The sequence below is a fragment of the Colwellia sp. BRX8-5 genome (genome assembly GCF_014077325.1).
Classification (GTDB): Bacteria; Pseudomonadota; Gammaproteobacteria; order Enterobacterales; family Alteromonadaceae; genus Colwellia_A.
The window spans coordinates 20,746-35,761 of record NZ_JACGVR010000009.1 but is presented as its reverse complement, the minus strand read 5'-3'; the positions used below and the strand labels follow the sequence as shown (position 1 = coordinate 35,761).

At 39.2% G+C, this 15,016-nt stretch carries 10 protein-coding genes; 5 read left to right on the top strand and 5 right to left on the bottom strand.

The genetic code is table 11. The annotated features are described in order from the left end of the window. The first annotated feature begins 39 nt into the window (after positions 1-39). Positions 40-204, top strand: coding sequence for a hypothetical protein (locus H4J62_RS08405; RefSeq protein ID WP_182216843.1), 165 nt, complete (start codon positions 40-42; stop codon positions 202-204). Positions 205-436: 232 nt separating this feature from the next. On the opposite strand, the gene H4J62_RS08400 is transcribed toward H4J62_RS08405, so the two are convergent. The 3 genes from H4J62_RS08400 to H4J62_RS08390 all read right to left on the bottom strand — a co-directional run bounded on the left by H4J62_RS08400 (position 437) and on the right by H4J62_RS08390 (position 6,148). Then, positions 437-1,996 (bottom strand): amidohydrolase family protein, encoded by a 1,560-nt coding sequence (locus H4J62_RS08400; RefSeq protein WP_182216845.1) that lies wholly within the window; start codon positions 1,994-1,996, stop codon positions 437-439. Positions 1,997-2,006: 10 nt separating this feature from the next. Continuing rightward, positions 2,007-3,179 (bottom strand): M14 family metallopeptidase, encoded by a 1,173-nt coding sequence (locus H4J62_RS08395; protein ID WP_182216847.1) that lies wholly within the window; start codon positions 3,177-3,179, stop codon positions 2,007-2,009. Positions 3,180-3,277: 98 nt separating this feature from the next. Beyond that, positions 3,278-6,148, bottom strand: a complete 2,871-nt coding sequence (locus H4J62_RS08390; RefSeq protein WP_182216849.1) for a TonB-dependent receptor domain-containing protein — start codon at positions 6,146-6,148, stop codon at positions 3,278-3,280. 335 nt (positions 6,149-6,483) lie between these two features. On the opposite strand from H4J62_RS08390, the gene gltS reads away from it, so the two are divergent. The 4 genes from gltS to dgcA all read left to right on the top strand — a co-directional run bounded on the left by gltS (position 6,484) and on the right by dgcA (position 10,815). Then, positions 6,484-7,698: a sodium/glutamate symporter gene (gene gltS, locus H4J62_RS08385; RefSeq protein WP_182216851.1), complete on the top strand. Its 1,215-nt coding sequence runs from the start codon at positions 6,484-6,486 to the stop codon at positions 7,696-7,698. A gap of 50 nt (positions 7,699-7,748) precedes the next feature. Next, positions 7,749-8,624 carry a LysR family transcriptional regulator gene (locus H4J62_RS08380; RefSeq protein WP_182216853.1) on the top strand — a complete coding sequence of 292 codons (876 nt, stop codon included), beginning with the start codon at positions 7,749-7,751 and terminating at the stop codon, positions 8,622-8,624. A gap of 128 nt (positions 8,625-8,752) precedes the next feature. After that, entirely contained in the window at positions 8,753-9,748 is a 996-nt protein-coding gene (dgcN, locus tag H4J62_RS08375; protein ID WP_182216855.1) for an N-acetyltransferase DgcN, read from the top strand. Next, on the top strand, positions 9,748-10,815 hold the full coding sequence (gene dgcA / locus H4J62_RS08370) for an N-acetyl-D-Glu racemase DgcA (protein WP_182216857.1): 1,068 nt from the start codon (positions 9,748-9,750) through the stop codon (positions 10,813-10,815). The genes dgcN and dgcA overlap by 1 nt, the downstream gene beginning before the upstream one ends. A 93-nt stretch (positions 10,816-10,908) precedes the next feature. Here dgcA and prpF read toward each other — a convergent pair whose 3' ends face one another. Together prpF and acnD are read right to left on the bottom strand one after the other, a co-directional pair. Next, on the bottom strand, positions 10,909-12,111 hold the full coding sequence (gene prpF / locus H4J62_RS08365) for a 2-methylaconitate cis-trans isomerase PrpF (protein WP_182216859.1): 1,203 nt from the start codon (positions 12,109-12,111) through the stop codon (positions 10,909-10,911). 275 nt (positions 12,112-12,386) lie between these two features. After that, positions 12,387-15,011, bottom strand: a complete 2,625-nt coding sequence (gene acnD / locus H4J62_RS08360; RefSeq protein WP_070376511.1) for a Fe/S-dependent 2-methylisocitrate dehydratase AcnD — start codon at positions 15,009-15,011, stop codon at positions 12,387-12,389. Positions 15,012-15,016: the final 5 nt, after the last annotated feature.

The window sequence follows — 15,016 nt, the reverse complement described above, 5'->3', positions numbered from 1 at the left end:
GATAAGTCATACCCTATTAATGATGAAACAGAGGCAATAATGAAAAATTCAACAACTAATAATGATGGAGAAACAACTGAAGATAAGAAAATAGCCAATTCATTTTTTACGCGTAGTACATTAAGTGATGCACATGTTAAACCCTCACTGTCTACTTATGAAAGCGACGATATAACGCCCTTTTATATATTAGGGTATAATTAAGAAATTGAATGATTGCTTTTGGGTGGATTTGGTTGTAAATGTCAAAACAACTTTTTTAAAGATTTTTAAACTTTAGTGTTAATACGATTTAACAGCTTTATTATTGTCTAGATCCCGTCCTGTGATAACAGGAGATGTAATTAATTCATCATGAGAAAAAACGTTATTGAACTAAGGTTTAATAACGTTATGGTTTCCACTTACGTATTACTGTTATTAACTAATGAGCAAGTTAATTAACAAATTTACCGGCAAGCTTTTTCAAATACTTTCCTTGATGAATGACTAATTCACCATTTAGCATCACATGCTCTATCCCTGTTGAATATTGGTTCCAAGTAGAAAAGTCAGCCTTCGCACTAAAGGTTTTTGGATTGAATACAATAATATCAGCTTTATAGCCTTTAACTAATTTCCCTCTATTGTCTAAACCAAGAATTTCAGCCGTTTTACTTGAACTTTTTTTAATAAAGTCAGCTAAAGTAAGTAGTTTCTTTTCAACAACATACTTTTGATATTTTTTAGGGAAGCTCGCATACTTCCTTGGATGACCATTAGTTCCATCTGACGATGTAACCACCCAAGGTTGTATCATGAATTTTTCAACATCTTGTGGCGACATATTAAAAGAGGCAACACGAACATCACCTTCTTGTACTAATTGAATCGCTGTAGTAATGGCGTCTGATGATCTTTTGTTTGCCACTTCAGCTAGAGTTAATCCAACAAGCTCTTGGTTTTTAAAAGCAGTGATCAATAATGATTTTGGTCCACCGCGCCGGCGAATGTTTTCAGTAATTTCGCTACGTAGTTTTTCGGCTAACTTAGGATCATTTAATCGTTTATAAAAGGCTTCTTTTGAATCAGCCATGACCCATTTGGGCATTACTGCACTGTGTAATTTAGTGCCTGAAGCTAACCAAGGGTATTGATCAGCTGAAATACTTAAACCGCTCGCTTGAGCTTGCTCTACTTTTTCAATGACATTTTTACTTTGCCCCCAAACATCAACACCCAACGCCTTAATATGAGCAAGGTGAAGATGTATATCCGCTGCACTTGCAATATGAATAGCTTCGTCGATTGCTGCACTTAAACCGATATTAAAAGTACTTTCGTCGCGTAAATGCGTATCATAAACCCCGCCATATTTACTCGCAATTTTAGCCAGCGTTACGACTTCTTCGGTATTGGCAAAACTTCCCGGTACATAATAAAGCCCGCTTGATAAACCTAGCCCGCCAGCCTCCATTGCTTTCGTCAATAATAGCGACATTTCGTCAAGATCTTCTTTTGTTGCAAAACGTTGAGCTCGGCCCATTACTTCTTCACGCAGACTGCCGTGACCAACGAGTAAACCAACATTAGTACCAATACCATTAGCTTCGAGGTCTTCAGCTGCTTTTGCAATATCGACGGGACCTTCACCATCATTTCCATTAATAACCGTCGTTACGCCTTGGGTCAGGTAATTTAAATTATGATTTTTATCCTGACTATAAAGCTCTGCTAAGCTATGTGTATGTGGATCAATAAAACCTGGGCTAACTACTTTGCCTTTAGCATCAATGACTATTTTAGCAATTACGTTATGATCACCTTGTGGATAAACACCACAAATAATATCACCGCATAGTACGATATCTAATGCTTGTGCTTCACCATGGATACCTGTGTAAACTTGGCCATTTTTAATTAAGGTATCAACCTGCTCTTTCGGTTCAAAAGAACAAGAAAATAAACTAAGCAAACAGCCCGTTATTAATACTTGTTTAATCATTTTCTGACTCATTAACCCTGACCTATTCTTTATTATGATTAGTGTTCGACAGCATTGTTCTCATTAATAGTGTTGATGCATTTTTCGCAATAATTTTAATGTTTTCACGATTTGATTCATCACCCATCTCATAAGTAATAGCATGAACATTATAATGATCCGCAAAATATTGTTTCGACACGCCATTATTCGGTGTATTTCCTGGCTGCAGTAATACTCTAAAGTTAGGCATGGCTTTGTCTAATTGACCTAACCAATGCTTAACAAAATAAGGTTCTTCTACGCCGTAATTTACTGGCATGGTGTAAAAAACATCTTTCTGTGTTGAATGAAAATCTACGGCAAATTTGATTTTTTCACCTTTTGCTACGAGTGACCTCAGATAGTTATTTATATGCTGGGTTTCGGGTTGGCTGAAGTTAATCCAATCTCTATTCAGATCTAAACCATTGGCATTATGTCGCCAATTCCCCATAGACACACCGTCTGGATTAATATTGGGAATAACTAATACGTTATATTTATCACGAAACTGCTTAGCTAAATCGTTATCTGCAAGTAATGTTTCAACAAAAGGAAATAACGCTAAAGCGCCGGTAACTTCTGGGGGATGCTGACGCCCCAAGATCACTAGCCATTCATTACCAGAGCCTATTGATTCAATTTTGTAAATAGGACGTTTTTGTACCGATTGTCCCAATACATCAAGACCGATGTTATCGTTGCTAATCAGTTTATTCGCCCAATCTATATAGTATTGGTTATCGATAATTTCTTGACCCGCAATATAAATCGCATTTGGTGATGCTTCAATATTCATGATCAGTCGTTTACCATTAATTTTATGGGGTTGTAGCTTCCAATTTTGTCCGTCTTGGCTAACTTTAGGAAGGTATCTGTGTTTGTCCCCCTTCACTATCATCGTTATTTTAATCATTGCTGATTGCTTGGCTTGTATTTTAAATGCATACCATGGGCTTGAGTTAATAGGAGTATTTTCAGGTTTTAGTTGGATTAAATACTCGTTATTTCCAAGCGACTTACACTCATCCATACGTCCTGCAGAAAAATCAGCGGTTAAAATAACATTGCCCGAATTACATGTTTGCGTATTAATACTTTCATCATTTGAAGCACAAGCGGCAAGTAATAAGACTGAAAATGACAATGCGCAAATAAATAATAATTTTTTCATAATTAATCTTTAAAGTTGAATGGTTAATATAAAGATGGCTCGGCTAAAGTGATTTGCCAAGCCATCTTTGTTATTTTACAGTAAGAAAATATTAATATTTAAAATGATTTACTTAGATTTAAATAAACGTAACGACCACGGTTTGAGTGGTAATCTCCTGAGTAACCGTGCCAGAAGTTATCTGCTAATGGCGGCTCTTCGTCAGCAATATTTCGAACACCTAAACGTGCGTATGTACCTTCAAGAGGGCTACCTTTACCAAATTTATATGACGCATATACATTTACAGTTGTCATACTAGCAATCGGTAAAAACACTTTTACTTCATCATCATTGGTATAATCTGCACTGGTATCAATAAATTCACTGACGTAATTAACACTTATACCAGCTCCCCATTGATTAAGTTTCCAGTTTAACGACGATTTAGCACGCCATTCAGGATTACCATCTTTTAAGATTAAATCGCCGACACCTGCAACTTCTACCTCTGCAAGGTTAGGATATTTATCTAAATTTTTCTGTGCTTCAAGTACGATTGCAGAAAGACTATCAACAGATGTTTCATATTTAGTTAAATGTGCTGCATTAATGTTAAATTCAAAATCACCAAATGATGTTTCAAAATCATATACTATGCCAAAATCAATACCTGTCAATTCTTGGCTTGCTGCATTTATATATCGGTTATTTACTTGGCTAGCAACTAGTTCACCATCACGAATAACATTAGAATTACCAGTGCCTCCGTCTTGACGTATCACATAATCGTGCGCTAGCACCGTTTCATAAGGAGCAAGAAAAACGAGATTCTCTTGGTCAATATTCCAATAATCGATAGTGAACGTTAAGTTATCAGTCGGTTCAAGAACGAATCCAAAAGAGGTATTCACACTGTCTTCTGGCTCAAGGTCTGAATTACCTTGACGGTTATCAATAACCGCATAGGTTTCATCAGTTACAGGGTCATACTTAGAAGAACGACGTGGCATGCTTGCTTCTTCAGAGCTTTGTTGTAAGCCAGGTACTTTAAAGCCACCAGCATACGATGCTCTCACACTTAACCAATCTGTCGGTTTGTAAAATAAAGCAACTTTAGGTTTGAGTGCATCACCGCCATCAGAAAAATTTTCATAGCGTGCTGCTAATTGAACTTCAGCATACTGATCACCGCTATCAATTAATGGCACGATAAGCTCTGCATAAGCTGAACCTACATTACGGCTAGCACTAGAATCAGTTGTTGCGCTACTTCCATACAATGAGCTTTCATTCACAACACCTGAAGCATCAATAAAAGGCAAGCTTCCGTCTACATATTTTGAACGGTCACTGTCGTAAGTTTCACGACGAAACTCAATACCTACAGCAAGCCCAGCGTCACCGGCTGGCATAGAGAAAATTTCTGGGTTACTTGCTTTGAAATCAATCGACGCAAGGCTAGTTTGCGATAAAGTATGCGCTTCAATTAAAAACTGGTCGCTGATTGATGGAGACACTAAAGTTCTATTACCAATAGTATTTGGATTGTTAACATCACCCCCACCAAAAACGTTATATGCGGTGGCTGAATCTGTACTGTTCACTGCTTTTTCAAAGGCATTTACATCAATACGTGTGCTTCGGTCATTCGTTTCGGCTTCACTATAAAATGCAGCACTTTCCCAATCCCATGCACCCATATAACCTTTAAAGCCGGCAAGTACACGAAAACTACTGTCATCAACCGTAACTGTTCTTGGCCCTATATCAGTAGGACGATATCTGCGTAAAGTTACTTCTTCGCCAAATGGATTGTAAAAGGCATCTGCAGATATATTAAAGCGATGCTTACTGCCGTTATGATTTTGCTCTGATTGATTCGTCAATTCCGCTTGGTAATAAATACCTTCCGCAAAAAACTCAACATCATCATTAACTTCATGCGTAAAGTGAGTATAAAAGTTAACTCTTTTTGCATCTGAAGATAAAGGACGAGTGGTTCCTCGATCAAAACGGATATCTCTACCGGAACTGCCCTGGTCAACACAAACATTTTCAACTGTCAGTGCTGAATCTACACAACCGGATAAAGTGTCAGGTTGTAAATGAAATCTTCCTAAGCTATCACTGTCAAACTCGCCCCAAGGCGTATCTGAACTTCGATTATCTAATTGTGTATCACCAATAAATTCTTCAGGTAACCCTGCGTATTCGCGTCTATCGTGACTTGCCGAATATGGACGCTCTGTTGCCATCATGCCGTTACGGTTATAGATACTTAAAGATCCAACAAGGTTAGAAAGACCGTTATTAAGCTCGACACCACCTAAATAAGTAAAAGTTGTTTCATTTAATGGTGTACCTTGAGAACCACCATGTCTAAGGCTCACTTTGTTACCAACATATTCACTATCAAGCGCATAGTTAACTACGCCAGCAATAGCATCCGAGCCGTAAACAGCAGCAGCACCATCACGCAACACTTCTAATGAACGTAAGCCTGAAACAGGTAAAGTGTTTGAGTTAACGGTATTTACAGGTACTTTGTTAGCGCCTGATTTAGATTGTGTACCAGGATGATTTACCATTCGGCGACCATTAAGTAATACTAAGGTATTACCAGCACCTAAACCACGCAGGTTGAATGAGCCAACATCACCACGGGCATCATTGACGTTTGAAGAACCGGTAGTTTCACCAAAATTAACAGAGCCCATTTGTGGAATGGAGCGAAGTAGTTCATCTCCTGACATGGCAGCTGAGTTTTCAATATCCGCAGCCGTCATTGTTGTTACGGGCAATGGACTAATATCAGTAGCACGTTTAACGTTAGAGCCAATAACACTAATTCGCTCTACTTTCTTTTCTTCTGCTTCAGTTGATGTTTCTTCGGCATGAACTTGAAAAGTAACTTGGGCTGTTAATGCCGTGATAACGCATAAGGTTAAGTGCTTTAATTTATGTGATTTTTTCGCTTGTTGTTTCATTTCTTCCACCTTGTATAATTTAATTGTGGTCATTTTTGTCGAATATTTATATCCGATCATTTTTTTATTAAACTCACCTTGCCCAAAGTCATTCAACAATACCATTACTAGAATATCCGAACCCTATAACCTAAAGTTATGTACAATCAAGATTATCATAAAGTAAGCGTTTATATATGCGATAGTTGATTGATTAGAACCTTTGGTTATGCTTTTGTTAACTTTTTGAACTGCTTATTGGTTGATTACCCTTTACAATCAGATTTCTGTTTTTGAACATACAGTTCATTCATTATAAAAATAAAAGTGTCATAAAAATAAAGGCAACGAATAACATGCAACTAGAAATATCAATAATAGAAACATTTATAATCGCTTTATTAATTCTTTTCACGGGATACTTTTTAAATAGTAAAGTGATGTTTTTAAGAAATAATAATATTCCTGAACCTGTGGTAGGAGGCATTGTGTTCTCAATACTTTCAGCCATTTTATATATATATTTTGAGGTAAACTTTCTATTCGACATGTCTTTTAAAACACCATTAATGACCATTTTTTTTACAACGGTCGGATTAGGTGCAAGTTTTGCGTTACTTATTAAAGGTGGTCCTAAAGTTTTGTTGTTCCTGGGTGTCGCCACCTTATATTTAATTGTGCAAAATGCGGTGGGTGTTTCGATAGCAATGGCTACAGGACTAGATCCTTTAATGGGACTCATTGGTGGTTCAGTTACCCTTTCTGGCGGCCATGGTAATGGTGCAACATACTCTGATTTATTCATTAATGAATATGGTTTACCTAGTAGTGTCTTTGAATTAGCGATGGCGGCCGCAACTTTAGGTCTAATTTTAGGTGGGCTTGTTGGTGGCCCCGTCAGCAAAAGATTGATCACAAAATACAATTTGAAACCCGATAACTCGTACCACGAAGAACTTGACGATACCATCACCTTTGATCCTGATGATCATGATCTTGTTACGCCAAGAAAGATGATGGAAACTTTATTTGTTATTTTAAGCTGTATGTATTTAGGTAATATCGGTTATTTAGCCCTAAAATCTGTGGATGTTGTGTTACCTGCTTTTTTAATTCCATTATTAGTAGGCGTTGTTATTACCAATTTTACCGAGTTCACTAAAACCTATAAAATTAGCCGAGCGTGTATTGATTTATGGGGTACGATGGCACTTTCAATGTTTTTAGCAATGGCATTAATGTCACTTAAAATTTGGGAGTTAGTTAGCCTAGCTGGCCCAATGATATTTATGATTCTCGTACAAGCTGTCATGCTCATGTTATTTGCTTATTTTATCACTTTTAGAATAATGGGAAAAAATTATCACGCTGCAATTATGGCTGGTGGACACTGTGGGTTCGGCTTAGGCGCTACACCAACGGCGGTTGCTAATATGGAATCTTTGGTTTCTCGTCATGGCCCTTCCCCTCAAGCATTTTTGGTTGTGCCACTAGTTGGTGCATTTTTTATTGATATTACCAATGCGTTGGTTATACAGTTATATTTAAGTTTTCCATTTATGAATGGTTAAAGTCGGACAGTATAAAACACTCATTAATATTTTGATTTTTAGGAAACACAATGCGCTTAAGACATATTGAAATTTTTCATGCTATTTATACCACTGGTTCAATCACCAATGCCGCTAAAATATTGCATGTGTCGCAACCGTCTGTCAGTAAAGTGTTATCTCATGCTGAGCTTCAATTAGGTTTTAACTTATTTGACAGGGTTAAGGGCCGACTTATCCCAACGGATGAAGCTGAAATGCTCTTTGATGAAGTTGACAAAATTTATCAACAAATGCGTTCAATCAAAAATACCGCGCAAAATATTAAAAAGTCAGAATTTGGAAGCATAAGTTTAGGGGTTTCTCCTGCACTTGGTTTTGATGTTATCCCAAATGTCATTGCCAACTTCCATAAAGACTTTCCTAATGTCACTTTCGATATTCAAACTATTCATAACGACGAAATGATGCAAACGCTATTAGAGCATAAATGTGACTTAGCGGTTTTGTTTTCTCCTAAAACACTGCCGGGGTTGACCTCTGTTTCATTAGCACAATCTGAGCTGGTTATTGTCTATCCTAAAGACAAATTCCCGCATTGTCCGACAAAGTTAACCCTTAATGAAGTCTGTGATCTTGAATTTATTGACATAAGCGACAGCGGCCCCTTAGCTGAAATGCTATGGGCAAGAATTATGGAGGAAGACATTAATTTCAAATCAACAATCAAAGTTCAAACCTACTTTATTGCCGCTAGATTAGTCGCTAGAGGCGTAGGTGTATGTGTTGTCGACCGTTTTACTGCAGAAGGTAACTTAAGCGATAATGTCGCTATAGCATCTTTCGAACCCACTTTAGCTTTTAATATAAATGCTGTTCATCTTGAAAACCGTAAGTATTCAAAGGTTATTGATGAGTTTATGCCATACCTAACCCTAGGATTTTAAAGGAATAAAACAAAAACATAACCCTAGGTTATGATCAATTAAAACCTTGTCACTTTTAATGCATGCTCACTAAGTTAAGCTCTGGATACAAATAAAAATTATCCACGTTTAACTTTAGGAATACAGCTATGCATATTGCTTCTCCATACTTATTATTTATCGGCGACGCCACCGACCAACTGTCAATAAAAATGGCGCGTGGTGTTTCAGATTGGCGCCCAGAACTATGCATTGGTGAATATGCGGTTACTGGTTGTAAAGTTTCAACGGGAATTAAAAAATTAAATATCAAGCAAGCCGCGGAGAAAGGCGCAAAATCTTTCATTCTTGGCTTTGCCAACAGTGGCGGTGTACTAGATAAAAAATGGCTACCCTATATTATTGAAGCTTTAGACAACGGCATGGACATAGTTAGTGGCTTGCACAATAAACTTACCGATTTCCCAGCAATTGTCGCTAAAGCTAAAGAAACAAACCGAAAATTACTTGATATTCGTCATCCTAAAGCCGAATTTATTACGGGAACTGGCGTTAAGCGCACCGGTAAAAGGCTCCTTACGGTAGGAACTGACTGCTCGGTTGGAAAAATGTATACCTCTCTAAGCTTAGAGAAATCAATGAAAAAACATAAAATGAATGTTGATTTTCGTGCAACAGGACAATGCGGAATTTTAATAGCAGGTACTGGTGTAGCTATTGACTGTGTTATTTCAGACTTTTTATCAGGGGCCGCTGAGTCTTTATCTCCGAATAATGATAGCGAACATTGGGATATTATTGAAGGTCAAGGGTCGCTCTCTCACCCAGCTTTTGCAGGGGTTAGTTTAGGTTTACTGCATGGTTCTCAACCTGATGCTTTGGTTATTTGTCATGACTTAAATCGTAGTTATATGCGCGGCTTACCTCATAGTAAATTTCCGAGCATTGAGGCAACCATCAACTTAAATTTACAAGCCGCAAAATTAACCAATCCAAACACTAAAGTTGTCGGTATTACGGTGAATACTTCAAGTGTTAGCGTCGAAGAAGGGCAACGTATTTGTGCTAAACTAAGTGAGGAATTTTCGCTTCCTTGTGTTGACCCATTAAGAGATGGTACAGATAGCATTGTGGCTACTTTGTAATGGTGACAGAAAATAAAGCAAGTGAAAAACAGCATTCAGTTAACAAACTGACAATCAACGTTTTCAATGAACAACTGCGATTAAAAAGTGTTTTTCGTATTGCTCGAGGCGCAAAAACTCAAGCAAATGTGGTTGTAGTAACAATAGATGATGGAACACATTGTGGTTGGGCGGAAGCAGTACCATACGCTCGTTATAATGAATCTGTGGATATTGTTATGGAACAAATTAGCGCGCTAGCTTTAACCGAGATAACCAATAAAAACATTGGTGAAACGCTTGCTTCCTTACCTGCAGGAGCAACACGAAATGCTTTAGATTGTGCTTGGTGGGATCTACAGGCTAAAAAACTAAACACAACGGTCGAAGAATTATTACACCTTGATCCTGCTAAAGCTTGTATTACAGCTCAAACACTCAGTATAGATACGCCTGAAGCTATGGCTGAAGCCGTTACTAAACTTAATAACCCGCCATTAGTTAAAGTTAAGCTTGATAATCAAGATATTATCAAAAAAATGACAGCTATCGCGCAGGCAGCGCCTAACAGCGAATTCATTGTTGATGCTAACGAAGGCTGGTCAATTGATGATTTGGCGAACAACTGTGCACAGCTTAAAGCGTTAAACGTTATTTTAATTGAACAACCCCTTCAAGCTGGACATGATCAAGCCTTAATTAATTTTGACTCACCCATTCCTCTTTGCGCTGACGAATCCTGTCATACTCGTGCAGAGCTTGATTATTTAAAAGGTCGTTATCAAGTTATTAATATAAAACTCGATAAAACAGGCGGCTTAACCGAAGCAGTTTTGCTGGCTCAGCAAGCAAAACGTCAAGGCTTCGAAATTATGCTCGGGTGTATGGTTGGAAGTTCTTTAGCCATGGCCCCAGCTGCATTACTTGTTAACAAAGCACGTTATGTTGACTTAGACGGCCCATTACTTATACGCGATGACCGAGAGTTTGGTTTCAGTTTTGACAAAGGGGTGATGCAACCTCTTCCACCGATTTTATGGGGCGGTCCGCATACATTGCAAGCAGCGAGTAATTTACTTATTGATTAATTTTTATGTTTCTCTTTATTCCCTTAAAGACTTCAATTTTTTGAAATGTCTAAGCCCTGCTTGCAGGGCTTTTTTTTAAGTTTTAATTAGAAATTAAAATGAATCGCCAGGAATACGTACCCAACCTTCCATTAATACCCGAGCACTTCGGCTCATTACGGCTTTATCAACAATCCAAGCGCCATTAACTTCACTGGCTTGTGCTCCTACTTTAAGCGTGCCTGATGGATGACCAAAAGTCACAGATTCTGATCCTTCACCTGCAGCATTACCAGTAGCAAGAGCAACTAAGGTACCAGGAATAGCGGCTGCTGCGCCAATAGCCACTGCAGCTGTGCCCATCATCGCATGGTGTAATTTACCCATAGACAATGCGCGAACGTGTAAGTCAATATCGCTTGCTAAAACAGCTTTACCACTTGAGGTAACATAATCTTTTGCTGGTGCAACAAAAGCAACTTTGGGCGTATGTTGGCGAGCCTCGGCTTCTGAAAGTTCAGTAATTAAGCCCATTTTAATCGCGCCATAAGCACGAATCGTTTCAAAGCGTTCTAGTGCTGCAGGGTCGCCATTAATGGCTTCTTGTAACTCGGTGCCGGTATAACCAATTTCATCTGCATTTAAAAAGATGGTTGGGATACCTGCGGTGATCATGGTTGCTTTAAAAACGCCAACACCGGGTACCTCTAGGTCATCAACAATATTCCCCGTTGGAAACATCGCCTCTGATGGATCAACGGGCGCGATAAATTCAACCGGTACTTCTGCCGCAGGGAAAGTAACCCCGTCGAGCTCGAAATCTCCTGTTTCTTGTACTTCACCGTTGGTGATAGGTACTTGAGCAATAATCGTTTTCGAGATGTTTTTTTGCCAAATACGTACGGTACAAATACCGTTTTCAGGAATACGCGTTGCATCAACAAGGCCAGAATTAATCGCAAATGAGCCAACTGCAGCGGTTAAGTTACCGCAGTTACCACTCCAATCAACAAACGCTTTATCGATAGCCACTTGGCCAAATAAATAATCTACATCGTGATCGGCTTGGTTTGATTTTGCTAAGATAACGGTTTTGCTGGTGCTTGAGGTTGCGCCGCCCATACCATCGGTTTGTTTGCCGTAAGGATCTGGACTACCAATAACGCGTAGCAGCATATTATCGCGTGCTTCGCCGGCAACCTGACAACGTTCAGGTAAATCAGTTAAATTAAAAAACACACCTTTTGAAGTGCCGCCACGCATATAAGTAGCAGGAATCTTTACTTGAGGTATGTGTACTTGGGGAGTATGAATCATCAGTTTTCCTTCAATATTTTTCGCTTCTCAAAAGACGCTTTAGCTAGGTTGAATGATGTCACATAGCGGTCTATGCTGCTGCCATTATCTTTACTAAAAAGCTTTTTGCTTTACGATTTTGTCACTAATAAAAAGCAGCAAATTAGTTACCTAAATTGCTGCTTTAATTAAAATTACACCGAGTTGATTTTTATAAGAAGTGTTTTATCAATGCCAATGCGCAGTTGACTAAGGTCAATGAGCACTTTAAACCTAGATAAAACATTAAAAATCAATTATCTATTAGACTCCAAGAAGTCATTCGCAAACTTTTGCAATACGCCACCCGCATTGTAAACTGACACTTCTTCGGCGGTATCTAAACGACACTTAACTGGTATCGTTAATAATTCGCCGTTGGTACGGGTCATTAACACGTTCATTTCAGCGCCCGGTGACATTTCACCGTTACCTGCAACATCAAATGTTTCGGTACCATCAATATTGTAGGTATGGCGTGTTTCGTTATTAACAAACTGCAAAGGTAAAACACCCATGCCCACTAAGTTAGTACGATGAATACGCTCAAAACCTTCGGCAACGATCACTTCAACGCCGGCTAAACGAACACCTTTAGCCGCCCAATCACGTGATGAACCTTGACCATAGTCAGCGCCAGCAACGATAATTAACGGTTGCTTACGCTCCATGTAGGTTTCAATCGCTTCCCACATACGTGACTCTGTGCCCTCTGGCTCTATACGCGCCAGTGAACCTTGTTTAATGTCACCCTTGTCATCACGACACATTTCATTTAACAATTTAGGGTTAGCAAAAGTTGCTCGTTGCGCGGTTAAATGATCGCCGCGATGCGTTGCATAAGAGTTAAAGTCTACTTCAGGTAAGCCCATTTTATCTAAATAAGCCCCTGCAGCACTATCGAGTTGAATAGCATTTGAGGGTGATAAATGATCTGTGGTGATGTTGTCACCTAAAACTGCTAACGGACGCATACCTTTCATGGTACGTTCACCCGCTAAGGCGCCTTCCCAATAAGGTGGACGACGAATGTAGGTGCTCATTTCTCGCCAATCGTAAAGCGGAGATTCAGCCGGTTCAAAAGCGCCTAAATCAAACATCGGCGTATAAATTTTCTTGAACTGCTCTGGCTTAACACAGCTTGCAACTATCGCATCTATGGCTTCGTCAGTTGGCCAAATATCTTTTAAGGTAATATCATTACCTTGTTGATCTTGTCCGAGTACATCTTTTTCAATATCGAAACGCATCGTACCGGCAATAGCATAAGCAACTACTAACGGTGGTGAGGCTAAAAAGGCTTGTTTAGCATACGGATGAATACGTCCGTCAAAGTTACGATTACCCGATAAAACCGCCGTTGAATAAAGATCACGGTCGATAATTTCTTGTTGAATTTTTGGATCTAACGCGCCCGACATGCCGTTACAAGTTGTACAAGCGTAACCGACAATACCAAAACCCATTTTTTCCATTTCAGATAATAAACCGGCTTCTTCTAAATAAAGTTTCGCGACTTTTGAACCTGGTGCAAAAGATGATTTAACCCAAGGCTTGCGCAATAAGCCAAGCTCGTTAGCGCGTTTAGCCACTAAGCCTGCCGCCACAACGTTGCGAGGGTTCGAGGTATTAGTACAACTGGTTATAGCGGCAATAATAACCGCGCCGTCTGGCATTTCTCCGGCTTTTTCTTGTGCTTTACAGGCATCAAGGTCCTTCGCTATGCCTTTTGACGACAATTCGCTGGTCGGTAAACGACTGTGCGGATTAGACGGGCCAGCCATATTACGACCAACTGATGATAAATCAAACTCGATAACGCGGTCATATTCAACGTCAGCTAAGTCATCAGCCCATAAACCGGTATGTTTAGCATAGGTTTCTACCAGTTCAACTTGCTCTGGCTCACGGCCGGTCAGTTTTAAATAATCAATGGTTTGTTGATCAATATAAAACATTCCTGCTGAAGCGCCATATTCTGGTGTCATGTTCGAAATAGTAGCGCGGTCACCTATAGTTAAACCTTTGGTACCTTCACCAAAGAATTCTAAGTAACTTGATACCACTTTTTGATTACGCAAAAATTCAGTAATAGCTAAAACCAAATCAGTAGCTGTAATACCCGGTTGGCGTTTACCTACCAGTTTTACGCCAATAATATCAGGTAAGCGCATCATCGACGGGCGACCTAACATGACAGTTTCAGCTTCTAAACCACCGACACCAATAGCTATAACACCTAAGCAATCGATATGTGGGGTATGGCTGTCGGTGCCAACACAAGTATCAGGAAAAGCAACACCGTCACGGAGTTGAATAACCGGTGACATTTTTTCCAAATTGATTTGATGCATAATGCCATTACCCGCAGGAATAACATCAACATTTTTAAACGCTGTTTTGGTCCATTCAATAAAATGGAAACGGTCTTCGTTGCGGCGGTCTTCAATGGCACGGTTTTTTTCAAACGCATCACTTTCAAAACCAGCATGTTCAACAGCAACAGAATGATCAACAATTAATTGCGTCGGTACAACCGGGTTTACTTTTGAAGGATCACCACCTTGCTCGGCAATGGCATCACGCAGACCCGCTAAATCAACCAAAGCCGTTTGACCTAAAATATCATGACAAACAACACGTGCCGGATACCATGGAAAATCAAGATCTTGCTTACGCTCAATTAATTGCTTAAGTGAATCTGTTAAGGTTTCAGGTGAACAACGGCGTACCAATTGTTCAGCTAATACGCGTGAGGTATAAGGTAGTTTTGCGTAACTACCGGCGCTTATTGCTTCAACCGCCCCTCGAGTATCAAAATAATCTATATTGATGCCGCCAATTTTATAACCGGGCAGCGGTTTGCGATGTTCATAATTCATAGTCA

Bases quoted from the DNA above. Each gene is read 5' to 3' on its own strand.
- gltS (WP_182216851.1), top strand. From the start codon at position 6,484: ATGCAACTAGAAATATCAATAATAGAAACATTTATAATCGCTTTATTA.
- acnD (WP_070376511.1), bottom strand. From the start codon at position 15,011: ATGAATTATGAACATCGCAAACCGCTGCCCGGTTATAAAATTGGCGGC.
- H4J62_RS08405 (WP_182216843.1), top strand. From the start codon at position 40: ATGAAAAATTCAACAACTAATAATGATGGAGAAACAACTGAAGATAAG.
- H4J62_RS08380 (WP_182216853.1), top strand. From the start codon at position 7,749: ATGCGCTTAAGACATATTGAAATTTTTCATGCTATTTATACCACTGGT.
- H4J62_RS08400 (WP_182216845.1), bottom strand. From the start codon at position 1,996: ATGAGTCAGAAAATGATTAAACAAGTATTAATAACGGGCTGTTTGCTT.
- dgcN (WP_182216855.1), top strand. From the start codon at position 8,753: ATGCATATTGCTTCTCCATACTTATTATTTATCGGCGACGCCACCGAC.
- dgcA (WP_182216857.1), top strand. From the start codon at position 9,748: ATGGTGACAGAAAATAAAGCAAGTGAAAAACAGCATTCAGTTAACAAA.
- prpF (WP_182216859.1), bottom strand. From the start codon at position 12,111: ATGATTCATACTCCCCAAGTACACATACCTCAAGTAAAGATTCCTGCT.
- H4J62_RS08395 (WP_182216847.1), bottom strand. From the start codon at position 3,179: ATGAAAAAATTATTATTTATTTGCGCATTGTCATTTTCAGTCTTATTA.
- H4J62_RS08390 (WP_182216849.1), bottom strand. From the start codon at position 6,148: ATGAAACAACAAGCGAAAAAATCACATAAATTAAAGCACTTAACCTTA.